This window comes from Sphingobium lactosutens DS20, assembly GCF_000445105.1.
GTDB classification, from domain to species: Bacteria; Pseudomonadota; Alphaproteobacteria; order Sphingomonadales; family Sphingomonadaceae; genus Sphingobium; species Sphingobium lactosutens.
The window spans coordinates 112,091-137,741 of sequence record NZ_ATDP01000082.1; the positions used below are offsets into that span (position 1 = coordinate 112,091).

Genomic DNA, 25,651 nt, shown 5'->3' on the forward strand with positions numbered 1-25,651 from the left:
GTCCTTTATGGCGCGACGATGCTGGAAAGGGCGGCGGGGTCGCCATCGGACGGACGGGGCGCAATCCCGATCAGCCGCGCGAGCAGCGGATAGACATCCACATTGGTGAAGGCAGGAGCGGGAGTCGCCCCCTTCACAAAGGCCGGGCCGTTGGCGATGAACAGCGCCTGCATTTCGGGCGCCTGATTGTCCCAGCCATGGCTGCCACCCGATCTGGGCTTTGTGGGCATCGTCGCCTGCACTTCCCAGCCGGTTTGCCCAAGACAGAAATAGGGGGGGATACGCCGATGGGTGCCGTAATGGAAGCGAGGCGGAATCTCGCTCTTGCGCCAGCATTGCATATGGGGGTGGGGCTTTAATAGCGCGGCCTCAAGGGCCTTTTCATGGCCGGGCAGGGCAGCCAGGGTCGCGTACGGCCCGCTTTCGACAACCCGATAATCCGCAGGGTTGGCGACCCTGTCGAGCGCCACCACGCGGTCGCTGGAGTTGGCCGCCATGCCGTGATCCGCCACGATGACGAGGTTCGCCGGCTGGCCCATCGCCTTCAGGCCGTCGAGCAGATCGCCGATGCGCGCGTCTACCTCCGCCAGCGCGCTGGTCGTTTCAGGCGCATCGGGGCCGTAGATATGCCCGGCCGTATCGACGGTGTCGAAATAGAGCGTCACGAATTTGGGACGGATATCGGCGGGACGGCGGAGCACGTCGAGCACCATGTTGACCCGTTGCGTCCCGTCGATCGCCTGATTGAACTGCGCCCAGTCGCTGGGGCGCGTGCCCCCGGTGATGGCATAGGGCCAGGCCTGTTCCTTTGTGCCGCCCCAGGGCACGTTGGAACCAGGCCAGAACATCGTGGCCGTGCGCACGCCAGCTTTTTCCGCCGTCACCCAGATCGGTTCGGCCTCGTTCCACCAATAGGGGTCATCGCTCGCCATGGTGAACTTGTCGTCAGGGCGGCTGGCATCCTCCATGCTGTTGGCGACGATGCCGTTGCGATCGGGCCGGTCCCCCGTCACGATCGCCCAATGATTGGGGAAGGTCTTTGTCGGGAAAGAGGGGCGCATGGACGCCTGGACGCCGTCAGCGGCGAGCGCGGCAAGATGCGGCGTGACCCCCCGCGCAAGATAGTCGGACCGGAAGCCGTCGATCGACACCAATATGGTGACGGGTGCGCGCTGTTCCGCTGTCGCCACAGTAGCGCCAGGCTGCGAGGGGACCGTGGCGCAGGCGCCGAGGCAAAGGAGGGCAGGAGCAAGGAAGGACAGACGAAACATGGCGACTCTATTTTTATCAAGAGATATGCGCCGCGCTTAGCAGCAAGGATGTGATGGTAAAGTGACCGATTGTCCCAGCCTGTCAGATCAGATGATCGCGAAGGGCGAGCCATTGGTTCCGCTTCGCTTCCCGCGAGAGGCTGGCATAGGCGCCCGAGGTCGAGGGAAGGTCAAGCAGCGCGACGCCGGGGCGATCCGCCAATTGCCTGCGGCCATGCAGGGCGGCTGTCTTCCCATTGAAAGCGATGGCGCGAAGATCGGGAAGGCGGTCCACGAAATCGACCAGATTGCGCAGATCAGCCTGGCGGATGCTGCTGTCGAGACTGCCGTCCCGCTGGGCGCTTTCCATCACATCCCACAGGCCGACGCCATGCGCGCGGAGCCGTTTGAGGCGCATGGCATAGGGCTGTGCCCGCAAATTTTCGCCGACAACGTCGCCGATCAGCTGCCAGAAGGCATTACCGCGATGGGCATAATATTCGCCCTGCCGGATCGACGCATCGCCCGGCAGGCTGCCCAGGACCAGCACGCGGGTTGCGGCATCGACGCTGGGCGGGAAGGCGAATTTCAGCGGCATCTTCTAGCTCGTCACCCCAGCGGAAGCTGGGGTCTCAGGCGGTGACGCGTAGCCGCCTGAGATGCCAGCCTGCGCTGGCATGACGGGAAATGTTCAAACATTGAAGCGGAACAGCATGATGTCGCCGTCCTGGGTGACATAATCCTTGCCTTCGGAGCGCCACTTGCCCGCTTCCTTGGTCCCGGCTTCGCCATTATACTGGACATAATCGGCATAGGCCATGGTTTCGGCGCGAATGAAGCCCTTTTCGAAATCGGTGTGGATCGCGCCGGCGGCCTGGGGCGCCTTGCTCCCCTTGGCCACAGTCCAGGCTCGGGCTTCCTTTGGCCCCACGGTGAAGAAGGTGATGAGGCCGAGCAACTCGTATCCTGCGCGAATGATGCGGGCGAGGCCGGCTTCGGTGAGGCCGAGCGCTTCGAGATATTCAGCGCGTTCTTCGACCGGCATGGTCACGAGTTCTGCTTCGATCGCAGCCGACACGATCACCGCCTTGGCATTTTCGGCCGCTGCCTTTTCGAACACGCGGGCGCTGTGGGCGTTGCCGGTGGCCGCGCTTTCTTCCTCGACATTGCAGACATAGAGGACGGGCTTGGACGTCAGCAATTGCGCCTGCGCGAACAGACGGTCTTCCTCCGGGTCGCGCGGCACCGTCAGCCGCGCGGGCTTGCCGTCGCGCAGCAGGTCGAGCGCCTGGCCCAGCACCGAAGCTGCGGCTTTCGCCTCCTTATCGCCCTGCGCCGCCTTCTTGGCGAGATTGGGCACGCGCTTTTCCAGGCTTTCAAGGTCGGCGAGCATCAGTTCGGTTTCGACCGTGTCGGCGTCGGCGATCGGGTCGACCTTGCCCTCGACATGGGTGATGTCGTCATCCTCGAAACAGCGCAGGACATGCACGATGGCATCGACTTCGCGGATATTGGCGAGGAACTGGTTGCCGAGGCCTTCGCCCTTGGACGCGCCGCGCACCAGACCCGCGATATCGACGAAGCTGAGCTGCGTTTCGATGATCTTGGCGCTGCCGCCGATCTTGGCGATGGTCTGAAGCCGATCGTCGGGCACCGCGACGCGGCCTTCATTGGGTTCGATGGTGCAGAAGGGATAATTCGCCGCCTGCGCCGCCTGTGTTTCAGTCAGCGCATTGAACAGGGTGGACTTGCCCACATTGGGAAGACCGACGATACCGCAACGAAAACCCATTTGACTGCCTTATTAGATCGGTGTGATGGACGCGCCGATAGCGCCTTGCGCGCGCAAAGGCCAGCCTTGGACAAATGGCGCCATCGACAGGGCCGCCGGCGCGCGCGATAAGAGGAACATGGCAGAGCAGGACATCGAACAGGACGACGCGTTCTGGACTGACGCGCATGGCGGACGCTGGAAGAAACGGCCGGCGCTGGAAACTGGCGGCCTCGGCCGTTGTCCGCGCTGCGGCGAGGGGCATATTTTCCGGGGTTTCCTGACGATCCGCGATCATTGCGAGGTGTGCGGGCTGGATTATAGTTTCGCCGACCCGGCGGATGGGCCGGCCGTTTTCGTCCAGCTGTTCGCCTGCGTGCCCGGCGTCATCTTCATCCTGATGCTGGAGATCATGGCCCGGCCGCCATGGTGGGTGCATCTGGCCGTGGGCCTGCCCGTGGTGATCCTGACGACCGTCCTGCCTTTGCGTCCGATCAAGGGCTGGCTGGTCGCCGCTCAGTTCACGACGCGGGCGCAGGAGGCGGGCACGGCCGACCTGTGGGCGAAACTGCACAAGGATGGACGTCAGGGCTGATCGCGCGCCTCAGCCGATCCAGTAGGGCACGATCTGGCGATTGTCGGGATCGACATGGATCGGCCGGTCGGCCGGTGGAAAGGCGCGCTGGTCGCAGCTTTGTCGCGGGCACAGGCGGCAGGTGATGCCGATCGGGGTCGCCGCACCTTCCTCCTGCAAATGGAGGCCATCGGCATAGACGAAATTGGCGGCATGGGCGACTTCGCAGCCCAGCACCACGGCGTAGCGTCGCGGCGTCCGCTTGTAGCTGCCCGATGGTTTGACCAGCCCCTTGGCCATCGACACATAGCGAACGCCATCGGGTGTCTCGCCCAGCTGCACGTTGATGCGGTCGGGGACGGCCACAGCCTCATGGACGTTCCAGAGCGGACAGGCGCCGCCAAAGCGGGCGAATTGCAGGCGCGTGGCGCTGTGCCGCTTGGTGATGTTGCCCGCCATGTCGACCCGGCAGAAGAAGAAAGGGATGCCGCGCAGGCCCGGCCGTTGCAGCGTCGACAAGCGGTGGCAGGCCTGTTCGAAACTGACGCCGAAGGTGCGGGCGAGCCGATCAATATCATGCCGCATCGCCCGTGCAGCTTCGCGAAAAGCGGCGTATGGCATCAGGAGCGCACCGGCGGCGTAATTGCCAAGGCCGATCGCCAATAACCGGTCAGCACCCGGTACGGGCAAGGCCGCCTTTTCGACGACATCGGCAATCACCGCCTGGCCCTCCAGCATCATCAATTGGTGGGCCAGCATGAACTTGCGGCTTTCGGTCGGCAGCGCGGCATTGATGAACAGCCGACGATCGGCGGCGCGATAGGCGCGCAGCGCGCTGTCGGGCGTTTCGGCGATCAATGTTTCGATGCCATGGCGCCGCGCCAGCGCCTCGACCAGCATCCCCTCGTCCAGCACCTGGCCGGCGGTGAAGCTGTCCGCCATGTCCTCCGCCAGGCAATCGAGCCCATGGACATAGTTTCCCGCCTCATGAAACCAGTCCCGCGCCGCTTCCCAAGGCAGGCGCGCCTGAACCTCATGATCGTTGGCGATTGCTTCCTCGATCATGTTGATCCGTTCATTGGCGCGCATATGGGCGTTGTAGAGGTCGACATAGCGCGCGGCGAATTCAGGAAATTGCAGGTGCAGCTTTTCGATGCGTTCCGGCTCCATCGGCGTGCCGGGGAGTTCCGGATGGGCCAGCGCGTAGGTGAAGGCGCCCAGCAATTGCTCCTCCTCCCGGCTGTCGAAACTCGCCCAGTCGGTGGGGAAGGCGCTGGCCACCGCGGCCTTCACCTTTGCCGTCAATGGCCTATCGTCATTCTCAAGCTGGCTGAGATAGGATACGGATATGCCCAGCGCCTGCGCCATCGTCGCCTGGTCCATGCGGTGGTCCAGGCGGAGCTGGCGCAGGCGAGGACCTGCGAAGATACGGTTGCCGCGTGCCATCTGACGGCCATAATTTGCAAAGTCGTGATTTGCAAATTGGCAAATTCGCATTTGCGAAGAGGCGCATGCGCTGGCTAGGAGAGACGCCAACCGGTCTGAGCCGCTTTTGGAGAGATGCCCTTTATGTCGAAGCTCGCCATCATCGAACAGTTGGAAGCCAAGCGCGACGCCGCGCGTCTGGGCGGCGGCCAACGCCGCATCGACGCCCAGCACGCCAAGGGCAAGCTGACCGCGCGCGAGCGGATCGAAGTGCTGATGGATGAGGGCAGCTTCGAAGAGATCGACATGTATGTCGAACATAATTGCGTCGATTTCGGTATGGACGAAGCCCATGTGCCCGGCGATGGCGTCGTCACGGGGTCGGGCACGATCAACGGCCGCCTCGTCTTCGTCTTCAGCCAGGATTTCACCGTCTATGGCGGCGCGGTGTCCGAACGACATGCGATGAAAATCTGCAAGATCATGGACATGGCGATGAAGGTCGGCGCGCCCGTCATCGGCCTTAACGACAGCGGCGGCGCGCGCATCCAGGAAGGCGTGGCGTCGCTGGGCGGCTATGCAGAGATTTTCCAGCGCAACGTGCTGGCATCGGGCGTCGTGCCGCAGATCAGCGTCATCATGGGGCCTTGCGCGGGCGGCGCGGTTTATTCCCCGGCCATGACCGACTTCATCTTCATGGTGAAGGACAGCAGCTTCATGTTCGTGACCGGCCCCGACGTCGTCAAGACGGTCACGAACGAAGTGGTGACGCAGGAAGAACTGGGTGGGGCGGTGACGCACACGACCAAGTCAGGCGTTGCTGACGTGGCGTTTGAAAACGATATCGAAGCGTTGCTGGCGGTGCGCGATTTCGTGGACTTCCTGCCTGCGTCCAACCGCGACCCGGTGCCTGAGCGGCCCAGCGCGGATCCGTGGGACCGGATCGAGCCCAGCCTTGATACGCTGATCCCGGCCAACGCCAATCAGCCCTACGACATGCATGAACTGATCCGCAAAGTGGTGGACGAAGGGGAGTTTTTCGAAATTCAGCCGGCTCATGCGGGCAACATTCTGTGCGGCTTTGGCCGCATCGAAGGGAAGACCGTGGGCATCATCGCCAACCAGCCGATGGTGCTAGCCGGCGTGCTGGATATTAATTCGTCGAAGAAGGCGGGACGCTTCGTGCGTTTCTGCGATGCCTTCGGAATCCCGATCGTGACGTTCGTGGACGTGCCGGGCTTCCTGCCGGGCACCGCGCAGGAACTGAACGGCATCATCAAGCATGGCGCAAAGCTGCTGTTCGCTTATGCCGAAGCGACAGTGCCCAAGATTACCGTCATCACGCGCAAGGCCTATGGTGGCGCTTATGACGTTATGAGTTCCAAGCATTTGCGCGGCGACCTCAACTATGCTTGGCCCACAGCGGAGATTGCGGTGATGGGGGCAAAGGGCGCGGTGGAGATTATCTTTCGCGGGAAGACGCCGGAAGAGATTGCCGAAAAGACCGCCGAATATGAGGCGCGCTTCGCCAACCCGTTCGTGGCGGCAAGCAAGGGCTTCATCGACGAGGTGATCCAGCCGCATTCGACCCGCAAGCGCATCGCCCTTGGCCTGCGCAAGCTGCGGAACAAGCAATTGGAAAACCCCTGGAAGAAGCATGACAATATTCCGCTGTAAGCGGCATGGTCATCAGCGGAGAAAATTTCATGAGTGATGGGCAGGATATCTTCATCGTCGCGGGCGCCCGCACGGCTATCGGATCGTTCGGCGGGTCGCTGTCGTCATTTCGGCCAGCCGAACTTGGCACCATCGTTATCAGGGAAGCGATCGAGCGAGCGGGTATCAGCGGCGCGGACGTGCAAAATGTCGTCATCGGCACCGTGGTCCCGACGCAGCCCCAAGACGCCTATGTCAGCCGGGTGGCGGCGGTCAATGCTGGCGTGCCGATCGACGCACCGGCGATGAACGTCAACAGGCTCTGCGGTTCGGGGCTTCAGGCGATCGTGTCGGCTGCGCAGGCGATTGTGCTGGGCGAGCATGACATCGCGGTGGCGGGCGGAGCGGAGTCCATGTCCAACGCCCCCCATATGGTCCTGTCTGCTCGCAATGGGCAGAAGATGGGCAATATCGAGATGGTCGACGCCATGCTCGGCGCGCTGCACGATCCCTTTGAGAATATCCATATGGGCGTGACGGCGGAAAATGTCGCCGAACGCTGCGGGATTAGCCGGGAGGAACAGGATGGCGTGGCGGTCGAAAGCCACAGGCGCGCGGCAGCCGCCATCGCGGCAGGCTATTTCAAAGAGCAGATCATTCCTGTCGAAATAAAGACGCGCAAGGGCGTCACCATCTTTGACACCGACGAGCATGTCCGCGCGGACGCATCGCTTGAGGGAATGAGCGGCCTTCGTCCCGTGTTCAAGAAAGATGGCACGGTGACGGCGGGCAATGCATCTGGCATCAATGACGGCGCGGGCGCTGTCGTGCTGGCCAGCGGCAAGGCCGTCGCGGAAAAGGGATTGAAGCCGCTCGCCCGGATCATCGCCTGGGGCCATGCCGGCGTCGAGCCCAACGTGATGGGGCTGGGCCCGGTGAAAGCGGTTCCGGTCGCGCTTGCCCGCGCGGGTTTGATGCTCGACCAGATGGACGTGATCGAAAGCAACGAAGCCTTTGCCGCGCAGGCCTGCGGCGTCGCCAAGGAACTGGGGTTTGATCCGGCCAAGACCAATCCCAACGGGTCGGGCATTTCGCTTGGCCATCCCATTGGCGCGACGGGCGCGATCCTGACGATCAAGGCGGCCTATGAACTAAAACGCACCGGCGGGCGCTACGCGCTGATCACCATGTGCATCGGCGGCGGCCAGGGTATCGCGATGGTGATCGAGGCGGTGGCATGAAGCTGGGGCGGCTCAATCATATCGGGGTTGCGACGCCATCGCTGGAGGCGAGCCTTGCCTATTATCGCGACGTCATGGGCGCGACGCTTGAGCATGAGCCGTTCGATCTGCCGGCGCAGGGGGTAAAGGTGTGCTTCGTCGATACGCCCGGCGAGAATGGCACGGCGGGAACGCAGATCGAATTGATCGAACCCCTGGGCGAGGCCAGTCCGATCCATGGGTTTCTGGCCAAGAACCCGGCCGGCGGGCAGCATCATATGTGCTATGAAGTGGCCGATATCATGGAAGCCAAGGCCTGGTTCGAAGGGTTGGGGAAGAAGATACTGGGCGAGCCGCGCATCGGCGCACATGGCACGCCGATCTTCTTCGTGCACCCAAAGGATATGAACGGGGTGCTGACCGAGATCATGGAAACGCCCAAGGCTGGTGCCGGGCATTAACATCACCGTGCATCCTGAGTAGCCACTTAGCGTGTCGAAGTGGCGTATCGAAGGACAGCGACGGCAAGACCCTTCGATACGAGGCTTCGACAGGCTCAGCCTCTACTCAGGGCGAACGGATCAAGTTTGGATTGGGCTGAAGCTAATGACCGAAAAGCCGACACTGGATCAATGGGCCGCCGCTGCCGCCAAGGAGGTGAAGGGCAAGGATCTGACCTGGGAAACCCCGGAAGGGATCACGGTCAAGCCGCTCTACACGGCGGAGGATGTGACGGTCGATCCGGGGCTGCCGGGCTTCGCGCCGTTCACGCGCGGCGTGCGCGCGTCCATGTATGCGGGGCGTCCCTGGACCATCCGTCAATATGCGGGCTTCTCCACCGCCGAGGAATCCAACGCCTTCTACCGCCGCAATCTGGCGGCCGGGCAAAAAGGGTTGTCGGTCGCTTTCGATCTGGCGACGCATCGCGGCTATGACAGCGATCACCCCCGTGTGACCGGCGACGTCGGCAAGGCTGGCGTGGCGATTGACAGCGTCGAGGACATGAAGATCCTGTTCGACGGCATCCCGCTCGACAAGATGTCGGTCAGCATGACCATGAACGGCGCGGTGATCCCCATCCTCGCTTTCTTCATCGTCGCGGGCGAGGAGCAGGGCGTCGATCGCGCGCTGCTCGATGGGACCATCCAGAACGATATCCTCAAGGAGTTCATGGTCCGCAACACCTATATCTATCCGCCCGAACCTTCGATGCGGATCATCTCCGACATTTTCGGCTATACCTCGCGCGAGATGCCCAAGTTCAACAGCATCTCCATTTCCGGCTATCATATGCAGGAAGCGGGCGCGACGCAGGTGCAGGAACTGGCCTTCACGATCGCGGACGGCATCGAATATGTGAAATATGGCGTGGCGTCGGGCCTAGACATCGACAAGTTTGCCGGGCGGCTGTCCTTCTTCTTCGCGATCGGCATGAATTTCTTCATGGAGATCGCCAAGCTGCGCGCCGCGCGCGTGCTATGGCATCGGGCGATGACGCAGTTGGGCGCGCAGCAGGAACGATCCAAGATGCTGCGCACCCATTGCCAGACATCGGGCGTCTCTCTGACCGAGCAAGACCCCTATAACAATGTCATGCGCACCACGATCGAGGCGATGGCCGCGATGCTGGGCGGCACCCAGTCCTTGCACACCAACGCGCTGGACGAGGCGATTGCGCTCCCCACCGACTTTTCCGCACGCATCGCCCGCAATACCCAGTTGGTGATCCAGGAAGAAACCGGGATGTGCAACGTCGTCGATCCGCTGGGCGGCAGCTATTATGTCGAGGCGCTGACCCAGCAGCTGGTCGACGCCGCGCAGGAGATCATCGACCGGGTGGAATCGGAAGGCGGCATGGCCAAGGCGGTCGCGGCCGGCTGGCCCAAGGCGATGATCGAAACCGCTGCGGCGGCCCGTCAGGCGCGGGTCGACCGGGGCGAGGACGTGATCGTCGGCGTCAACAAATATCGCCTCGCCAACGAAGACCTGCTCGAAACGCTGGAGGTCGACAATACGAAGGTGCGCGAGGCGCAGATCGCCCGAATCAATCGGGTCAAGGCGGAGCGGGACGAGCCGGCCTGTGCGGCGGCGCTTGAGGCGTTGCGCCTGGCGGCGGCAGGGCCGCAATGCATCGAGAATAATTTGCTCGCCCATGCAGTGGAAGCGGCGCGCGCCCGTGCAACCTTGGGTGAAATCTCCTCCGCCATGGAGGACAGCTTCCAGCGTTATGGCACGCAGCCCACCCCGGTGAAGGGCATCTATGCCGCGCCTTACAAGGATGACAGTCGCTGGAAACAGGTTCTCGACGGCGTGCAGGCCGTCGAACGGCGCCTCGGTCGAAAGCCCAAGCTTCTCGTTGCGAAGATGGGCCAGGATGGACACGACCGGGGCGCCAACATCATCGCATCGGCCTTTGGCGATATGGGTTTTGACGTGGTGTCAGGGCCGCTGTTCCAGACGCCGGAGGAAACGGTCGTGCTGGCGCTCGACAGAAATGTCGATGTGGTCGGCGCGTCGAGCCTGGCGGCTGGGCACAAGACGCTGATCCCCGAACTGATCCAGAAGCTGCGCGAGCAGGGCCGCAGCGACATCAAGGTGATCGCGGGCGGGGTGATCCCGCCGCAGGATTATGACTTCCTCCGTGACGCGGGCGTCCAGGGCATTTATGGGCCGGGGTCCAATGTCGTGGAGTGCGCCGCCGACGTGCTGCGCCTCCTTGGCCACAATATGCCCCCGGCGGGGCTGGAGGAAGCTGCGTAATGCTAACTTATTATCCGTTCGCTTCGAGCGCAGTCGAGAAGCGTAGAGTGCAGGGTTATGGTTTCTCGACTTCGCTCGAAACGAACGGAGCTTTCGCATGACCGCTGCCAGCGCTCGCACCGACTGGATGCGCGAGGAAATCGCCGCCCTGTTCGACTTGCCGTTCAATGACCTGATGTTCGAGGCGCAGTCGATCCATCGCGCCAACTTCCCGCGCAACGAAGTGCAACTGTCCACCTTGCTGTCGATCAAGACCGGCGGCTGCCCGGAGGATTGCGGCTATTGCAACCAGTCCGCCCATGCCGAAAGCGGCCTGAAGGCGCAAAAGCTGATGAGCGTGCAGGCCGTGATGCAGGCGGCGGCGCAGGCGAAGGACGCGGGCTCCTCCCGCTTCTGCATGGGTGCGGCCTGGCGCAACCCCAAGGACCGCGACATGCCCGCCATCGTCGAGATGGTCAAGGGCGTGCGCCAGATGGGCATGGAAACCTGCATGACGCTGGGGATGCTCAGCGAAAGCCAAGCGGAGATGCTGGCCGATGCGGGCCTCGACTATTACAACCACAATATCGACACCTCGCCCGAACATTATGAGAAGGTCATCACGACGCGGACCTTCGACGACCGGCTGGTGACGCTGGAAAATGTCCGCAATTCCGGCATCAATGTGTGCAGCGGCGGCATCGTGGGCATGGGTGAGACGCGCGAGGATCGCGTCGGCTTTCTGCACGCGCTGGCCGTGCTGCCGCGCCATCCCGAAAGCGTGCCGATCAACGCGCTGGTCCCGGTCAAGGGCACGGTGCTGGGCAATATGCTGGCCGACACGCCGCTCGCCAAGATCGACGAGATCGAGTTCGTGCGCACGGTCGCGGTCGCGCGGATCGTGATGCCGCAGAGCATGGTGCGTCTGTCAGCCGGGCGCGAGAGCATGAGCGAGGCGTGCCAGGCGCTCTGCTTCATGGCGGGTGCGAACAGCATCTTCACCGGCGACAAGCTGCTGACCACCGCCAACGCGGGCGACGACAAGGACGCGGCACTGTTCGCGAAGCTTGGCGTCGTGCCGATGCAGGCGGAGGTGAAGGTAGAGCTGGAGGCGGCGGAGTGACATTCGCGCCCAGCTTCGTCACCCCGGATTTAATCCGGGGTCCCGCTTCTTCTTCGGCGCTGCCAGGCAAGAAGCGGGATGCCGGATCAAGTCCGGCATGACAAGCATCAAGATGTCGAAGTTTTGAAATGAAGGGTGTCACACCGCTCGGCTACGCGATCGTGACGTTAGCCTACTGGTGGTGTGCACTGACAATTTTGGGGCTGATCTCCGTCATGTTCCATTGCAGAAGTTATGGGGATGACGCCTGTTGGGAGGCCTCAAGGCCCATCCTCTGGGGTGGGTTATGTTTAGGAGCGGTGGGGTACGTCTTCGTAATTCGCCGGTTAAAGAATAAGGGCAAGGATTAGAACGATATGCCAATCACCAAGATCCTGATCGCGAACCGTGGCGAAATTGCGTGTCGTGTCATGCGCACGGCCAAGAAGATGGGCATCAAGACCGTCGCGGTCTATTCCGATGCCGATGCCCGCGCGCCGCATGTGCTGATGGCCGATGAAGCCGTGCATATCGGCCCGTCGCCCGCCGCCCAATCCTATTTGATCGCGGACAAGATCATCGCGGCGTGCAAGCAGACCGGCGCGGACGCGGTCCATCCGGGCTACGGCTTCCTGTCCGAGCGCGAATCCTTCCGCAAAGCGCTCGACGCAGAGGGCATTATCTTCATCGGCCCCCCCGCCAATGCCATCGCCGCGATGGGCGACAAGATCGAGTCCAAGAAGCTCGCCAAGCAAGCGGGCGTCAATGTCGTCCCCGGCTTCGTGGGGGAGATCGAGGACACCGACCACGCCGTCCGTATCTCCAACGAGATCGGCTATCCGGTGATTCGGCTATCCGGTGATGATGAAGGCGTCGGCCGGCGGCGGCGGCAAGGGGATGCGTCTCGCCTATAGCGAGCAGGATGTCCGCGAGGGCTTCGAGGCGACCAAGCGCGAGGGGCTGGCCTCCTTCGGCGACGACCGCGTGTTCATCGAGAAGTTCATCGAAAGCCCGCGCCATATCGAAATCCAGGTGCTGGGCGACCAGCATGGCAACATCGTCTATCTGAACGAGCGCGAATGTTCGATCCAGCGCCGCCACCAGAAGGTGGTCGAGGAAGCGCCGTCGCCCTTCGTCAGCCCCGAAATGCGCCGCAAGATGGGCGAGCAGTGCGTCGCGCTCGCCCGCGCGGTCGGCTATTTCAGCGCGGGCACGGTCGAACTGATCGTGTCGGGCGCGGACAAGACCGGCGATAGCTTCTACTTCCTGGAAATGAACACCCGGCTTCAAGTGGAGCATTGCGTCACCGAAGAAATCACCGGCGTCGATCTGGTCGAGCAGATGATCCGCGTCGCCAATGGCGAAAAGCTGGCCTTCACCCAGGATGAGGTGAAGCTCAACGGCTGGGCGGTCGAGAACCGCGTTTATGCCGAGGACCCCTATCGCGGCTTCCTGCCCTCAACCGGCCGCCTTGTCCGCTACAATCCCCCTGAGGAAGGCACGGACGAAACCGGCGCGAAGGTCCGCGTGGACGATGGCGTGGCCGAGGGTGGCGAAGTTTCCATGTTCTACGACCCGATGATCGCTAAGCTGGTGACATGGGCGCCCACGCGCCTCGAAGCTATCGACAAGCAGATCGAGGCGCTTGATCGGTTCGAGATCGAAGGACCGGGGCATAATATCGATTTCCTGTCCGCGCTGATGCAGCATGATCGGTTCCGTTCCGGCAACATCACCACCGGCTTCATCGCCGAGGAATATCCCGAAGGGTTCAAGGGCGCGCCCGCGTCACCGGAACTGCTGAAGCGGCTGTCAGCCATCGGCGCATTTGCCGCGATGGCGCAGGCCGATCGCGCACGTCGGATCGAAGGACAGTTGGGCAAGCGGCTGTCTCCGCCCACTGGCTGGCAGGTGAAGATCGGCGACGCGCTGCATGATGTCGTGATTGATGGCGATGACGTCACCGTGGACGGCGAGAGCGTCGATATGGCGCTAGAATATACGCCCGGCGATCGGCTGATCGAGGCGGAATTTGGCGATGACATACTGACTGTGCGGATCGCGGCGGCACGGTCGGGCTTTGTCCTGACCGCCCATGGCGCGAGCCACCGCCTGCGCATACTGCCCGCCCATGCTGCGCCCTATGCTGCGCACATGCTGGAAAAGGTCGCACCAGACCTGTCCAAATATCTCATCTGCCCGATGCCTGGCCTGCTGGTCGCGCTCAATGTCAAGGAAGGCGACAAGGTCGAGGTTGGCCAGCCGCTTGCCGTGATCGAAGCCATGAAAATGGAGAATATTCTACGCGCGGGCAAGGCCGGGACGGTCAAGAGCGTGTCGGCTGCACAGGGAGAGAGCCTTCCCGTAGACGCCGTGATCCTGGAACTGGAATAGGAGGGGTTCCGCAGAGGGCTTGCCGAACAAGCCCTCTGCGATGACAAAGAACGCTTTGCCTTCCCCCTCGACGACGGAGGCGCGGCTCGCTATCCGCGTCCCGATGCACGGCTATATCGCTCCGCTTCGGCTGCGCCTGGATGGCGAGGCGCTGGTGTCCAACTGGCGGTGGCTTGCACAAATGAGCGGCTCTGCGGCCTGCGGCGCTGCGATCAAGGCCAATGGCTATGGTCTTGGCGCGGAGGCCGTCATGCAGCGCCTGATCCGCGCAGGGTGCCGCGATTTTTTCGTGTCCAATTGGGGGGAGGCGCAGGCGCTTGAGCCATTGTTGACGGATGGCGTTCGCCTGTCCGTTCTGCATGGCGTGCGGGGCGAGGATATGGCGATCGCTACCGAGTCGCGCGCCAAGCCGGTTTTGTCGACGCCCGCCCAGATTGCGCGATGGCGCGATGCGGGCGGTAAGCCGTGCGATGTCATGATCGATACCGGCATGAACCGGCTGGGACTAGACTGGCGGAGCGAGACTCTGGCTGTTCTCAATGGGCTGACTGTTGAAACGGTCATGAGCCATCTCGCCTCAGCCGATGAAGAGGTGGCGCTCAATAGGGTGCAGCTGGACCGCTTCGCCGACATTGCCCGTCGCGTGCCCGGGGAGCGCCACAGCCTGGCGAACAGTGCGGGCATTTGCCGTGGCGCAGACTATCACTTCGACCTGACACGGCCGGGCATAGCGTTGTATGGCGGCGTGCCTCATGTCAAAGCGGTCGGGCATATTCGCCAGGTCGTCCAGCCACAGGCGCAGATATTGCAGCGGCGTCGCCTGATCGCGGGCGACAGCATCGGATATAATGCGACATTCACGGCGACGCGCGATCATGAGATCGCCATCTTGAACCTTGGCTATGCGGATGGGTATCTGCGGGGCTTTTCGGGGACGGGCGAGGCGAGCGCAGGGGGTGCGCGCCTGCCAGTTCTTGGCCGGGTATCGATGGACCTGGTGGCGATCGATGTCAGCGCCAGGGCGGATCTGGCCGAAGGGGACTGGGTCGACATAGACTATGACCTGCGCCGGGCGTCGGCCGCATCGGGCCTGTCGCAATATGAACTGCTGACAGGGCTTGGCGCGCGTTATGATCGGTCGTGGGCCTGATGACGCGGGGCATAGCCAAGGCCGATCTGCCGACCAAGACATGCCCGGTGTGTCAGCGGCCCTTCGCCTGGCGCAAGAAATGGGCGCGCGATTGGGATCAGGTCATCTATTGTTCGGAACGCTGCCGACGGTCGAAACCGACATGAAGAAGGCCGCCGGCTATCGACCGGCAGCCTTTTTCCGATCATGCAACGGGGGATCAGCGTTCGATGCACATGGCAACGCCCATGCCGCCGCCGATGCACAGCGTAGCCAATCCCTTCTTGGCATCGCGCTTGCCCATTTCGTAGAGCAGGGTCGTCAGCACGCGCGCGCCCGATGCGCCAATGGGATGGCCGATCGCGATCGCCCCGCCATTCACATTGACCTTTTCAGGGTCGAATCCCAGTTCCTGGCTGACCGACAGGGCCTGCGCGGCGAAGGCCTCATTGGCTTCGATCAGGTCAAGATCGGCAACCGACCAGCCCGCCTTGGCCAAGGCCTTGCGGCTCGCGGGAGCCGGGCCGATGCCCATGATCGACGGGTCAACGCCGCACGTGCCAAAGCCCGCGATACGACCCAGGATCGTCGCGCCGCGCTTTGCGGCTTCATCGGCCGTCATCAGCACCAGCGCGGCGGCGCCATCGTTCAGCCCGCTGGCATTGCCAGCCGTGACGGTACCGTCCTTCTTGAAAGCGGGCTTAAGCCCACTCATCGCCTCCACCGTCGCGCCGTCGCGGATATATTCGTCTGTGTCGACGATGGTGTCGCCCTTGCGCCCCTTCACCGTTACCGGCGCAATTTCATCCTTGAAGCGACCGGAAGATCGCGCCGCCGAAGCCTTGTTCTGGCTGGCAACGGCGAATGCGTCCTGCGCTTCCCGGCTGATCTGATATTTTTCAGCCAGATTTTCGGCGGTGATGCCCATATGATAGGCGTTGAAGGCGTCGGTCAGGCCGTCGACGATCATCGTATCGACCAGGCTGACATTGCCCATTTTCTGGCCGGCGCGCAAGAACTGGGCATGCGGCGCGAGCGACATATTTTCCTGCCCACCTGCAACCATGATGCGCGCGTCGCCGAGCGCGATCGCCTGTGCTGCGAGCGCTACTGCGCGAAGGCCCGACCCGCACACCTGATTGATCGCAAAGGCGGTGCGATCCACCGGGATGCCGGCGGCGACCGCTGCCTGCCGGGCGGGGTTCTGGCCCAGGCCCGCGGTCAGCACATGGCCCAGGATCACCTCATCCACTTCGTCGGCAGAAACCCCCGCCTGCTCCAGCGCGGCCTGGATCGCGGTCTGGCCCAGGACATGCGCCGGCGTGGTGCTGAAGGCGCCAAGGAAACTGCCCACAGGGGTGCGTTTCGCGGCGGTGATGACGATGTCTGACAAGGCCTCTATCCTCTTCGATGGTGGATGGGTTTTCGCAGGCGCAATAGCATCAGCCGCTATGACTGGAAAGCCAATGGGACAAAGGTACCCATAACAGGTCGCGCGCGCGCCCACCCACGACCATGCCGACATGGCCAAGGGACAAGTTGCGCACGTCACGCAGGTTCGGGCTGGCGGCCGCGGGAACGATGCGGTCGGTGGTCGAGCGGATCGACAAGGTAGGGCAGGCGAGGTCTTCGGGGGCAACCACCCTGTTTTCGATGCGCCACTGCCCCCGGCCAGGCGTGTCCGCGGCGTAAAAGGATTCAAAAAGGTCGCGGCCCGCCGCATAAGTCAGCGGCGCACCTTCATTCGCCCAATCCTCGACCGCCAGAAATGCCTGTTCGGCGTCCGATCCCGGTTCGGCGTCGGCGAAGGCGGCGAATTTGCGGATGGTGCGCGCAGGGTCCATCGCCCAGAAACCGGATTGCAGCACTTCCATGGGAACATAGCCGATCCGCTGGCACATCGGCTTCGCGCCACGCCACAGCCCGGCGATCAAATCCAGATCGGCGGCAGGAAAACGACTGAAGCGCCAAGGGGCGGCTATGGTCGCAACGGCCGTCGCGGGGATGAGCGCCGCCGCCCCCAGCGCCAGACTGCCGCCCAGGCAATAGCCGACAAGGATGGGCGGGCAGGGAAGGGCGGCGAGCAGCGGCAGCAGTCTTTCCGTCACATGCCGGTCCAGGCCAAGCGTCGCATCCGCAGCGCCCGGCGCGCCCCAGTCAACCAGATAGGCGTCATGCCCTGCTGCGGCCATGTGGCGCAGCAAGGACCGACGCTCCGACAGATCGAGCACGCGGGGCGGATTGATGAGCGAGGGAATGAAAACGACCGGAACGCCGTGCTTTCCCGCGCCATATTGCAGCAACCGGGCCGGACCGGCCTTGGCGATACAGCGCCCCGCCTCATGTGGTGGCGCACGATGAGCGACCTGATATTTGCGCAGTCCCGCAAGCGCGCGCTTGCGCAGGTTTGGATCGCCCTCCGTTTCGCGCCATAAAATATTGAGAAAAAGGGGCAAAGGCCGGGGGCCATGTTGCGGTGCGGCAACGCCCTGTGCTATTGCGGCATCTGCAGGTGTGGGAGAGGTATCCATGTCCAAATCAAAGGCCGCCAACAGTTCGGAACCGGTCGTCATCAAGAAGTACGCCAATAGGCGGCTCTATAACACCGAAACATCCAGTTACATCACCCTGGACCTGCTGTCGCAAATGACGCGGGAGGGGCGGGAATTTGTCGTCGTCGATGCCAAGACCGGCGAGGACATCACGCATAATGTGCTGACGCAGATCATCATGGAAGAGGAACAGCGTGGCAAGAATATGCTGCCTGTCAACTTCCTGCGCCAGCTAATCGCCATGTACGGCGATTCGATGCAATCCATGGTGCCGCAATATCTCGAAGCGTCGATGGACGCATTCCGCAAGAATCAGCAGCAGTTTCAGGAAGCGATGAAGGGTGCGTTCGGCGGCGGCCCGCTCGCCGAGATCGCCAAGCGCAACATGCAGATGTTCGAAGCGGCCGCCAGCGCCTTTGGTAACGGCGTGCCGGGAATGCCAGGCATGCCCGGCGCACAACCGGCAGCGGCCAGCGCATCGGAAGGCGCCAAGGATGACGAGATCGCCGAACTCAAGGCGCAATTGGCCGCGCTTAACGCCAAGATCGACAAGCTGAGCTGACCGCTTCGGCAAAGGGTCGACAGGGATGGCGCGTCTGGCCTATGGCGCGCCATCTTCCTCAATCGATCAGCCAAGGTCAGCCCTCTGTGAAGCACGCTCTTTCCGTCACCCGCGAACAGGATTTCGCCGCCTGGTATCAGACCGTCATCGCCGAAGCCGACATGGCGGAGGAAAGCGGCGTGCGCGGCTGCATGGTGATCCGTCCCTGGGGCTATGGCATCTGGGAGAGGATGCAAAAGCTGCTGGATGAGCAGATCAAGGCGACCGGCCACGAAAATTGCTATTTCCCGCTATTCATCCCGCTGTCCTATTTTGAAAAGGAAGCCGAGCATGTCGACGGCTTCGCCAAGGAAATGGCGGTCGTCACTCATCACCGGCTGATTCAGCAGGACGGCAAGCTGGTCCCCGATCCCGAAGCGAAGCTGGAGGAGCCGCTGGTCGTGCGTCCGACATCGGAGACGGTGATCGGCGCGGCGTTCAGCCGCTGGGTACAAAGCTGGCGCGATCTTCCCGTGCTCATCAACCAATGGGCCAATGTCGTGCGGTGGGAGATGCGCACCCGCATGTTCCTGCGCACTGCCGAATTTCTGTGGCAGGAAGGGCATACCGCGCACGCCACGGTTGACGAGGCGATGGACGAAACGCTCAAGATGCTGGAAGTCTATCGCGTCTTTGCCGAGGATTGCGTGGCAATGCCCGTGGTCGCGGGTGAGAAGCCGGAAAATGAGCGCTTTCCCGGTGCCGTCGCCACCTATTCGATCGAGGCGATGATGCAGGATGGCAAGGCGCTGCAGGCCGGCACCTCGCATTTTCTGGGCACGACCTTCAGCCAGGCGCAGAATATCAAATTCCAGAATGCCGAAGGGCAGCAAGAACTAGCGCAAACGACCAGCTGGGGCGTGTCGACGCGGATGATCGGCGGCCTCATCATGACGCATGGCGATGACGATGGTCTGCGCGTGCCGCCGCGCGTCGCGCCCTATCAGATCGTCCTCGTGCCGATGCTGCGCGATACGGACGAGGATGCGGCGATCGTCGAATATTGTGCGGATCTGGTTCATCGACTGAACCAGCTGGACGCATTCCGCGAGCCGGTGCGCGCATTGCTTGACAAACGTCCGGCCAAGGCCGCGACGAAACGCTGGGGCTGGGTCAAGAAGGGCGCCCCGATTGTCATTGAAGTGGGGAGCCGCGATGTGGCGGGCGGCAATGTATCGGTCATTCGCCGCGACCGGCTGTATCGGGCGGATGGCAAGCTCGACAGCCAGATTGTCGCGAAGGATGATCTGGTCGAAAACGCGGTTGCGATGCTGGAAGAGGTTCAAGCCGCCCTGTTCGCCGATGCAAAGGCAAGGCTGAATGGCGCGATCGATGATTCAATCACCGATCTGGATGCGCTGAAAGCCTATTTCGGGGCGAGCAAAAAGCCAGGGTGGGCGCTGGTGCAATGGGCCAAGCCCACGGGGGCGGACCTGGAAAAAGTCGTGCAATGGCTCAAGGGCGAAAAGCTGACTTTGCGCAACGTGCCAAGCGATGCGGCGCCGGCGGACGGTGGCTGCATCTTCACCGGTGGCGCAGCGGTCGAGCGGGTGCTGGTTGGCCGTAGCTACTGACTTTTACTCATAGGTCGCTTGCCGCGAGCAAAAAGGGAAATCATCTCCACTTTGCTCGCGGCGAGCGGTTCAGAGTACGTATTTGCTGAGGTCCGTGTCCCGCGCCACGGCGCTCAGTTGCTTTTCAACATAGGCGCCGTCGATCACGAGGGTTTCGCCGCGCCTGTCCTCCGCATCGAAGCTGACATCTTCCAGCAGCTTTTCCATCACCGTCTGAAGGCGGCGGGCGCCGATATTCTCGACCTCGCTATTGACCTCGGCGGCGATCTTGGCAACGGCGCGAATGCCCTCGGGTGTCAGGTCGATCGTCACCTCCTCGGTTGCCAGGAGCGCGCGATATTGCGCGACCAGGCTTGCCTTGGTGTCAGACAGGATCGCCACGAAATCCTCTTCGGTGAGCGCCTTTAACTCGACACGGATCGGCAGGCGGCCCTGCAATTCGGGCAACAGATCACTGGGTTTGGCGACATGGAACGCGCCGGACGCGATGAAGAGGATATGATCGGTCTTGAGCGGGCCATATTTGGTAGCCACGGTCGTCCCCTCGATCAGTGGCAGCAGGTCGCGCTGTACGCCTTCGCGGCTTACCGAACCGCCACGCACATCGCTGACCGCGATCTTGTCGATTTCATCGAGGAACACGATGCCATTTTGTTCCGCGCTGGTGATGGCGACGCGCGCGACGTCATCCTGGTCCAGCCGCTTGTCCTGCTCTTCCTCGACGAGCTTGTCCCAGGCATCGGCGACGCGCATCTTGCGCCGTTTTTTCTGGGTCTGGCCAAATGCCTTGGACATCATGTCGGACAGGTTGATCATGCCGACCTGACCGCCCATCCCGGGTATCTCCATCGGCAGGGAGGGGCTGTCGGCGACGTCGACCTCCACCTCGACATCGTTCATCTGGTCATTCTCGATCTTCTGACGGAATGACAGGCGCGTGGCCTCACTCGCTTCCTTGCCGGTGAGCGCATCGAGCAGACGCGCCATGGCGGCCTCTGACGCGGCTTCGCGCACAGCTTCGCGGCGACGATCCTTTTCCAGCCGTACCGCTTCCTCGACCAGATCGCGGACGATCTGCTCGACGTCCCGACCGACATAGCCCACTTCGGTGAATTTGGTCGCTTCCACCTTCACGAATGGCGCGTCGGCCAGCTTGGCGAGGCGGCGGCTGATCTCCGTCTTGCCGCACCCCGTCGGGCCGATCATCAGGATGTTCTTGGGCGTCACCTCGTCGCGCAGATCGGCGGACAGATGCTGCCGGCGCCAGCGGTTGCGTAGCGCGACCGCGACGGCGCGCTTTGCATCCTGCTGTCCGATGATATGCGCGTCCAACGCAGCGACGATGGCTTTGGGCGTAAGATTGTCGTTCATGATCTCTTCTTGGGTAACTGTGGGTCAGGCAACGCTGTCGAGCGTTTCGATCGTCAATTGGTCATTGGTGTAGACGCAAATGTCGGCGGCCACGGCCATCGCCTTGCGCGCCAGGGTTTCAGCGTCCTGCTCATAGTCCATAAGCGCCCGGGCCGCGGCGAGCGCGAAGTTGCCGCCCGACCCGATCGCTGCGACGCCGTTCAGCGGCTCAAGAACGTCGCCGTTACCGGTCAGGATCAGCGTCACGTCCTTGTCGGCGACGATCATCATCGCCTCCAGGTTGCGCAGATATTTGTCGGTGCGCCAATCCTTGGCCAGTTCCACGGCGGCGCGCATGAGCTGACCATTATGGCGTTCCAGCTTTGCTTCCAGCCGTTCGAACAGCGTGAAAGCATCGGCGGTCGCGCCGGCAAAGCCGCCAATCACGCTGCCATCATGGAGGCGGCGGACCTTTCGGGCGTTGGGCTTCATCACAGTCTGGCCCATGGACACCTGGCCGTCACCGGCTACGATGACCTTGCCATTTTTTCGGACGGACATGATGGTGGTGCCATGCCAAACGGGCATGGAGGATGCGCGAGGTTGATCGGTCATGCCGCGCGATATGGGACGCCGGGCGGAGGCGCGCAAGAGACGGCATTCCCACCGTCACCTGTGTCATTAATACGACAGATATATTTCAAAGCTGTGCCGGAACCAATGTGGGTCAATTGACATTGTGCAGCGCACAACGAATGATTAGTTATTGGTTTCGACAGGAGCGACTGGGATGACTCTCAAGGCCAGGGCCATGGAAAAGGTCGAGCGGGCGGGGATATCCAATTACAGCTTTGACGAAGACGTGCTTGTCATGTGTGGCGTGCGCTACACGATTGATGTGTGTGACTGTGGTGAGGCGGATTGCGACGGCGTCAAATTGACCCGCCACTTGGCCGCCATCAATCGCAACCTGCAATAGGCCTGTACATCGTTGTGTTGTCCGAGAATGAGGATAATCCAGGATCGGGTAAAGCATTTTGCGTCCGATCCGCGCGAAGCGGTTGACAGGCTACGTCGCCAATGCCAAAGGCCGCCTCCTCCTTACAGGGGGCGCGTAGCTCAGCGGTAGAGCACACCCTTCACACGGGTGGGGTCACAGGTTCAATCCCTGTCGCGCCCACCATCATCCTTCGCGGTGATGGTTGGACAGTATATTTCCCAGCATTGATCTTTTCTTGTCCATGACGCTAAGCCAGCGCCATCATGCGGTGCGGCAGCGCGCCCAGTGGAAAGGACGATCATGCCCCCTTATCTGAAATTCGGCGCGGCTCTTGGCGCATTGCTGGTTATCAACAGCGTGCCGAGCCATGCGGCCGAGAATGGCCAGCTGACATTGGAACGGGTTTTCGCCAGTCCCGATCTTGCCGGCCCGCAACCACGTGCGCTCAAACTCTCTCCCGACGGCACGCTCGTCACCTTGCTGAAGCCGCGCGCGGACGAAAAGGAGCGGCTGGACCTGTGGGCCATCGATACGCGCTCCGGGGCGGAGCGGATGCTGGTGGACTCCAAGAAGACGGGCAGCGGCGCTGCGTTGAGCGAAGCGGAAAAAATGCAGCGTGAGCGTGACCGATCGGTTGCCGGCAGCACGGGCATCACCAACTATGACTGGTCGCCCGATGGCAAAACCATATTGGTGCCTGTTGACGGCGACCTGTATCTGGCGGCGCTTGATGGCAAGGTCACGCGGCTGACCGATACGCCGGGGGGAGAACTCAACGGCGTGGTCAGCCCGAAGGGCGGTTTCGTGTCTTTCGTGCGCGACGGCAATCTGTTCGTCCAGCCCATCGGCGGGGCGGAACGTCAAATCACGCAGGGTGCAAGCGACACCCTGAGCTGGGGTGTGGCCGAATTTGTCGCGCAGGAGGAAATGGATCGCCGCACCGGCTATTGGTGGTCGCCCGATGACCGGATGATCGCCGTCGCGCGCGTGGACGAAAGCCCCGTCGGCATCGTTACCCGCACGGCGATCGGCGGCGAGGGCACGAAGGTCTATCAACAGCGCTATCCCGCCGCTGGCACGCCCAACGCCATGGTCGACCTGTTCGTGATGAAGCCTGACGGGTCAGGGCAGGTCCAGGTCGATCTTGGCCCGGACAAGGATATTTACCTGGCGCGCGTGGACTGGTCGAAGGATGGTCGCACGCTCTTTGTCCAGAGGGAAAGCCGCGACCAGAAGCGCCTCGATCTGCTTGCCGTCGACCCGATGACCGGCAAGGCGCGGATCGTGCTCACTGAAACGGCGAAAAGCTGGATCAACCTGTCCAATAATTTCCATCCCTTGCGTGACGGCAGCTTTTTGTGGTGGTCGGAGCGTTCGGGCCATGGCCATCTGTATCGCGTTGACGGAAAAAAATGGACCGCGCTCACCAACGGCGATTGGGAAGTGCGGGACGTTGTCGGCGTGGACGAGGACAAAGGCCTTGTCTACTTCACGGGCAATCGCGAAACCCCGCTTGAGCAACAGCTCTACGTCACATCCTTCGCCACGCCGGGCCGAGCGCGACTGTTGACCAGTGCGGGGTGGTGGAATGATGCCGTCATGGACGATGCGGCAAGCCGGGTCGTCGTGTCGCGCCAGAATACGGACCAGCCCAAGCAGGTTTATCTGGCCGATAGCGACGGCAGGCAATTGCAATGGTTGTCGCAGAACGCGCTGACGGGCGATCATCCCTACGCGCCCTATGTCGCAAGTCACGTCAAGACGCGCTTTGGCACGGTGAAAGCGAAGGATGGCACGACGCTCTATACCAAGATGCTGACGCCGCCCCTGGAGCCGGGCAAGCGCTACCCGGTCTTCATGATCCATTATGGCGGCCCCGGCGGCGGCCGGCAGGTGACGAACAGCTGGTCGGGCGCGCTCAATCAATATCTGGTCGATCGCGGCTGGATCGTCTTTGCGATCGACAATCGCGGCACGCCCGATCGCGGCAAGGCGTTCGAGGACCATCTGTATCGGGCGATGGGCACGGTCGAGGTGGAGGACCAACTGACCGGCGTCGAATGGCTCAAAAATCAGCCCTTTGTCGATGCCGATCGGATCGCCACCTATGGCTGGTCCTATGGCGGCTATATGTCGCTCAAATTGCTGGAGAAGGCGCCAGGGACATTTGCAGCCGCGGTTGCGGGCGCCCCGGTGACGAAGTGGGAACTGTACGACACCCATTATACCGAACGCTATCTGGGCCAGCCGCAGGACAAGCCGAGTGCCTATCCGGCTGCCGGGGCGGTCGAAGACTCGGTCAAGATCAGCGATCCGATGCTGCTGATCCACGGCATGTCGGACGATAATGTCGTGTTCGACAATGCCACGGCACTGATGGCGAAGATGCAGAGCGGGGCGGTGCCGTTCGAGATGATGGCCTATCCGGGGCAAACACACCGCGTCGGCGGGCCGGGCATCGGCGTGCATCTGTGGCGCACGATTGAGAATTTCCTGGCCGACCATGCCGGCGGCCCGACAACCCGATAAGCGATCATGCTATCGCCAGGCGTGGAACACCGCCCGGCGATAGCGGTCCTTGCGGCGGAAGGGCATGGCCCATTTGCGCCACCCTTTGTTGTCGAGCGCCTCGGGCATAACGGCAAAGCGCGTATAGCCAAAACGCCGGCACATCTCGCGCAGGGCCAGGATATTGGGCGCCCAGAAATTGGTCGGGTCGCGGTCGAGTTCCAGTTCCGTGAACAGACGCATCGCAGGCACCGGTTCGTGGCGCAGCGCCGTCACCGTCTCCAGCACCAAATGATCCCGGCTCATCGCGGCGGCGGCTTCCAAAATGCGATAGGGGTCCGTGACATGATAAAGAACGCCGAGCAGCAGGACGGTGTCGAACTGGCCCAGTTCCTCTACCCGATGCTGGGCAACGTCCAGGTCAAGCGATCGGACCTTTGATCCAAAGCGGGCGTGCGCGTGATCGAACCCGCTCTTGTCGCCCCATCCCTGACCCGACCAGCAGAAATGATCCGTCGCCAGGACTTCGGCCGCGCCGCGTTTTTCGGCTTCAAAGGAAAAAAATCCGTCCCACGCACCGATGTCGAGCACGCGCCGACCGGCCAGCGGCTGATTGAAAATCTGGTCGGCCTCCTCGCGCAGCGATGCGAGCGGTTTGATGCCTTCCACCTGTTCGCCATCGGGAAATTCGAAACTGTGAAACCATTGCTGGGGCAGGGGGGGCAACGAACGGGACGACATCAATGGATTTTCCGATGACAGGAGGAAGGGGAAGGGCGGTCGACTAAGGACGTGGCAGTGGCGCG

21 protein-coding genes, 1 tRNA gene and 1 pseudogene are annotated in these 25,651 nt (G+C 62.4%); 14 read left to right on the forward strand and 9 right to left on the reverse strand.

Annotated elements, in window-relative coordinates; translation table 11 throughout:
* Positions 1-5: 5 nt before the first annotated feature.
* The 3 genes from RLDS_RS38830 to ychF all read right to left on the reverse strand — a co-directional run bounded on the left by RLDS_RS38830 (position 6) and on the right by ychF (position 3,042).
* Positions 6-1,271 (reverse strand): alkaline phosphatase family protein, encoded by a 1,266-nt coding sequence (locus tag RLDS_RS38830; protein WP_021225816.1) that lies wholly within the window; start codon positions 1,269-1,271, stop codon positions 6-8.
* 82 nt (positions 1,272-1,353) lie between these two features.
* Complete coding sequence (locus tag RLDS_RS38835) at positions 1,354-1,848, reverse strand: DNA-deoxyinosine glycosylase (protein WP_021225817.1); 495 nt, start codon at positions 1,846-1,848, stop codon at positions 1,354-1,356.
* Between the two features lie 93 nt (positions 1,849-1,941).
* On the reverse strand, positions 1,942-3,042 hold the full coding sequence (gene ychF / locus RLDS_RS38840; RefSeq protein WP_021225818.1) for a redox-regulated ATPase YchF: 1,101 nt from the start codon (positions 3,040-3,042) through the stop codon (positions 1,942-1,944).
* Between the two features lie 118 nt (positions 3,043-3,160).
* Here ychF and RLDS_RS0128035 point away from each other — a divergent pair, with 118 nt between their 5' ends.
* Positions 3,161-3,616 (forward strand): DUF983 domain-containing protein, encoded by a 456-nt coding sequence (locus tag RLDS_RS0128035; RefSeq protein WP_084514755.1) that lies wholly within the window; start codon positions 3,161-3,163, stop codon positions 3,614-3,616.
* Positions 3,617-3,625: 9 nt separating this feature from the next.
* On the opposite strand, the gene RLDS_RS38850 is transcribed toward RLDS_RS0128035, so the two are convergent.
* Positions 3,626-5,041 (reverse strand): helix-turn-helix domain-containing protein, encoded by a 1,416-nt coding sequence (locus tag RLDS_RS38850; protein ID WP_031297986.1) that lies wholly within the window; start codon positions 5,039-5,041, stop codon positions 3,626-3,628.
* A gap of 123 nt (positions 5,042-5,164) precedes the next feature.
* On the opposite strand from RLDS_RS38850, the gene RLDS_RS38855 reads away from it, so the two are divergent.
* The 8 genes and pseudogenes from RLDS_RS38855 to RLDS_RS55245 all read left to right on the forward strand — a co-directional run bounded on the left by RLDS_RS38855 (position 5,165) and on the right by RLDS_RS55245 (position 15,427).
* Positions 5,165-6,697, forward strand: a complete 1,533-nt coding sequence (locus RLDS_RS38855; protein ID WP_031297989.1) for an acyl-CoA carboxylase subunit beta — start codon at positions 5,165-5,167, stop codon at positions 6,695-6,697.
* Positions 6,698-6,726: 29 nt separating this feature from the next.
* Positions 6,727-7,917, forward strand: a complete 1,191-nt coding sequence (locus RLDS_RS38860; protein ID WP_031297991.1) for an acetyl-CoA C-acyltransferase family protein — start codon at positions 6,727-6,729, stop codon at positions 7,915-7,917.
* Complete coding sequence (gene mce / locus RLDS_RS38865) at positions 7,914-8,357, forward strand: methylmalonyl-CoA epimerase (protein WP_021225823.1); 444 nt, start codon at positions 7,914-7,916, stop codon at positions 8,355-8,357. The genes RLDS_RS38860 and mce overlap by 4 nt, the downstream gene beginning before the upstream one ends.
* A 145-nt stretch (positions 8,358-8,502) precedes the next feature.
* Positions 8,503-10,656, forward strand: coding sequence for a methylmalonyl-CoA mutase (scpA, locus tag RLDS_RS38870; protein WP_021225824.1), 2,154 nt, complete (start codon positions 8,503-8,505; stop codon positions 10,654-10,656).
* Between the two features lie 97 nt (positions 10,657-10,753).
* On the forward strand, positions 10,754-11,758 hold the full coding sequence (gene bioB, locus RLDS_RS38875) for a biotin synthase BioB (protein WP_021225825.1): 1,005 nt from the start codon (positions 10,754-10,756) through the stop codon (positions 11,756-11,758).
* A 356-nt stretch (positions 11,759-12,114) separates the two neighbouring features.
* Positions 12,115-14,131, forward strand: a pseudogene (locus tag RLDS_RS38880) (ATP-binding protein).
* A 103-nt stretch (positions 14,132-14,234) separates the two neighbouring features.
* Positions 14,235-15,281, forward strand: coding sequence for an alanine racemase (gene alr, locus RLDS_RS38885; RefSeq protein WP_021225826.1), 1,047 nt, complete (start codon positions 14,235-14,237; stop codon positions 15,279-15,281).
* Complete coding sequence (locus tag RLDS_RS55245) at positions 15,281-15,427, forward strand: DUF2256 domain-containing protein (RefSeq protein ID WP_084514756.1); 147 nt, start codon at positions 15,281-15,283, stop codon at positions 15,425-15,427. The genes alr and RLDS_RS55245 overlap by 1 nt, the downstream gene beginning before the upstream one ends.
* Before the next feature lie 53 nt (positions 15,428-15,480).
* Here the strand turns inward: RLDS_RS55245 and RLDS_RS38890 are convergent, their stop codons facing one another.
* Together RLDS_RS38890 and RLDS_RS38895 are read right to left on the reverse strand one after the other, a co-directional pair.
* A complete protein-coding gene (locus tag RLDS_RS38890; protein WP_021225828.1) occupies positions 15,481-16,653 on the reverse strand; it encodes an acetyl-CoA C-acetyltransferase in 1,173 nt (390 codons plus the stop codon).
* 49 nt (positions 16,654-16,702) lie between these two features.
* Positions 16,703-17,791: an alpha/beta hydrolase gene (locus tag RLDS_RS38895; protein WP_236616842.1), complete on the reverse strand. Its 1,089-nt coding sequence runs from the start codon at positions 17,789-17,791 to the stop codon at positions 16,703-16,705.
* Between RLDS_RS38895 and phaR the strand changes: the two genes are divergently transcribed.
* Both phaR and proS read left to right on the forward strand, forming a co-directional pair.
* Positions 17,790-18,374 carry a polyhydroxyalkanoate synthesis repressor PhaR gene (phaR, locus tag RLDS_RS38900; protein ID WP_021225830.1) on the forward strand — a complete coding sequence of 195 codons (585 nt, stop codon included), beginning with the start codon at positions 17,790-17,792 and terminating at the stop codon, positions 18,372-18,374. The genes RLDS_RS38895 and phaR overlap by 2 nt on opposite strands.
* A gap of 86 nt (positions 18,375-18,460) precedes the next feature.
* On the forward strand, positions 18,461-19,987 hold the full coding sequence (gene proS / locus RLDS_RS38905; RefSeq protein WP_031297997.1) for a proline--tRNA ligase: 1,527 nt from the start codon (positions 18,461-18,463) through the stop codon (positions 19,985-19,987).
* Positions 19,988-20,056: 69 nt separating this feature from the next.
* Here the strand turns inward: proS and hslU are convergent, their stop codons facing one another.
* Positions 20,057-21,358, reverse strand: coding sequence for an ATP-dependent protease ATPase subunit HslU (hslU, locus tag RLDS_RS38910; RefSeq protein ID WP_021225832.1), 1,302 nt, complete (start codon positions 21,356-21,358; stop codon positions 20,057-20,059).
* 24 nt (positions 21,359-21,382) lie between these two features.
* Positions 21,383-21,952, reverse strand: a complete 570-nt coding sequence (hslV, locus tag RLDS_RS38915; RefSeq protein ID WP_040603765.1) for an ATP-dependent protease subunit HslV — start codon at positions 21,950-21,952, stop codon at positions 21,383-21,385.
* 175 nt (positions 21,953-22,127) lie between these two features.
* On the opposite strand from hslV, the gene RLDS_RS38920 reads away from it, so the two are divergent.
* The 3 genes from RLDS_RS38920 to RLDS_RS38930 all read left to right on the forward strand — a co-directional run bounded on the left by RLDS_RS38920 (position 22,128) and on the right by RLDS_RS38930 (position 24,866).
* Positions 22,128-22,316: a hypothetical protein gene (locus tag RLDS_RS38920; RefSeq protein ID WP_021225834.1), complete on the forward strand. Its 189-nt coding sequence runs from the start codon at positions 22,128-22,130 to the stop codon at positions 22,314-22,316.
* A 129-nt stretch (positions 22,317-22,445) separates the two neighbouring features.
* Positions 22,446-22,520, forward strand: a tRNA-Val gene (locus RLDS_RS38925).
* Positions 22,521-22,637: 117 nt separating this feature from the next.
* A complete protein-coding gene (locus RLDS_RS38930; RefSeq protein WP_021225835.1) occupies positions 22,638-24,866 on the forward strand; it encodes a S9 family peptidase in 2,229 nt (742 codons plus the stop codon).
* A 9-nt stretch (positions 24,867-24,875) separates the two neighbouring features.
* Here RLDS_RS38930 and RLDS_RS38935 read toward each other — a convergent pair whose 3' ends face one another.
* The gene (locus tag RLDS_RS38935) at positions 24,876-25,586 is read right to left on the reverse strand and encodes a class I SAM-dependent methyltransferase (protein ID WP_031297999.1); all 711 of its coding nucleotides are present in this window, start codon (positions 25,584-25,586) and stop codon (positions 24,876-24,878) included.
* Between the last annotated feature and the right edge of the window lie 65 nt (positions 25,587-25,651).

Bases quoted from the DNA above. Each gene is read 5' to 3' on its own strand.
- RLDS_RS38830 (WP_021225816.1), bottom strand. From the start codon at position 1,271: ATGTTTCGTCTGTCCTTCCTTGCTCCTGCCCTCCTTTGCCTCGGCGCC.
- RLDS_RS38835 (WP_021225817.1), bottom strand. From the start codon at position 1,848: ATGCCGCTGAAATTCGCCTTCCCGCCCAGCGTCGATGCCGCAACCCGC.
- ychF (WP_021225818.1), bottom strand. From the start codon at position 3,042: ATGGGTTTTCGTTGCGGTATCGTCGGTCTTCCCAATGTGGGCAAGTCC.
- RLDS_RS0128035 (WP_084514755.1), top strand. From the start codon at position 3,161: ATGGCAGAGCAGGACATCGAACAGGACGACGCGTTCTGGACTGACGCG.
- RLDS_RS38850 (WP_031297986.1), bottom strand. From the start codon at position 5,041: ATGGCACGCGGCAACCGTATCTTCGCAGGTCCTCGCCTGCGCCAGCTC.
- RLDS_RS38855 (WP_031297989.1), top strand. From the start codon at position 5,165: ATGTCGAAGCTCGCCATCATCGAACAGTTGGAAGCCAAGCGCGACGCC.
- RLDS_RS38860 (WP_031297991.1), top strand. From the start codon at position 6,727: ATGAGTGATGGGCAGGATATCTTCATCGTCGCGGGCGCCCGCACGGCT.
- mce (WP_021225823.1), top strand. From the start codon at position 7,914: ATGAAGCTGGGGCGGCTCAATCATATCGGGGTTGCGACGCCATCGCTG.
- scpA (WP_021225824.1), top strand. From the start codon at position 8,503: ATGACCGAAAAGCCGACACTGGATCAATGGGCCGCCGCTGCCGCCAAG.
- bioB (WP_021225825.1), top strand. From the start codon at position 10,754: ATGACCGCTGCCAGCGCTCGCACCGACTGGATGCGCGAGGAAATCGCC.
- alr (WP_021225826.1), top strand. From the start codon at position 14,235: ATGCACGGCTATATCGCTCCGCTTCGGCTGCGCCTGGATGGCGAGGCG.
- RLDS_RS55245 (WP_084514756.1), top strand. From the start codon at position 15,281: ATGACGCGGGGCATAGCCAAGGCCGATCTGCCGACCAAGACATGCCCG.
- phaR (WP_021225830.1), top strand. From the start codon at position 17,790: ATGTCCAAATCAAAGGCCGCCAACAGTTCGGAACCGGTCGTCATCAAG.
- RLDS_RS38895 (WP_236616842.1), bottom strand. From the start codon at position 17,791: ATGGATACCTCTCCCACACCTGCAGATGCCGCAATAGCACAGGGCGTT.
- hslU (WP_021225832.1), bottom strand. From the start codon at position 21,358: ATGAACGACAATCTTACGCCCAAAGCCATCGTCGCTGCGTTGGACGCG.
- hslV (WP_040603765.1), bottom strand. From the start codon at position 21,952: ATGACCGATCAACCTCGCGCATCCTCCATGCCCGTTTGGCATGGCACC.
- RLDS_RS38920 (WP_021225834.1), top strand. From the start codon at position 22,128: ATGACTCTCAAGGCCAGGGCCATGGAAAAGGTCGAGCGGGCGGGGATA.
- RLDS_RS38930 (WP_021225835.1), top strand. From the start codon at position 22,638: ATGCCCCCTTATCTGAAATTCGGCGCGGCTCTTGGCGCATTGCTGGTT.
- RLDS_RS38935 (WP_031297999.1), bottom strand. From the start codon at position 25,586: ATGTCGTCCCGTTCGTTGCCCCCCCTGCCCCAGCAATGGTTTCACAGT.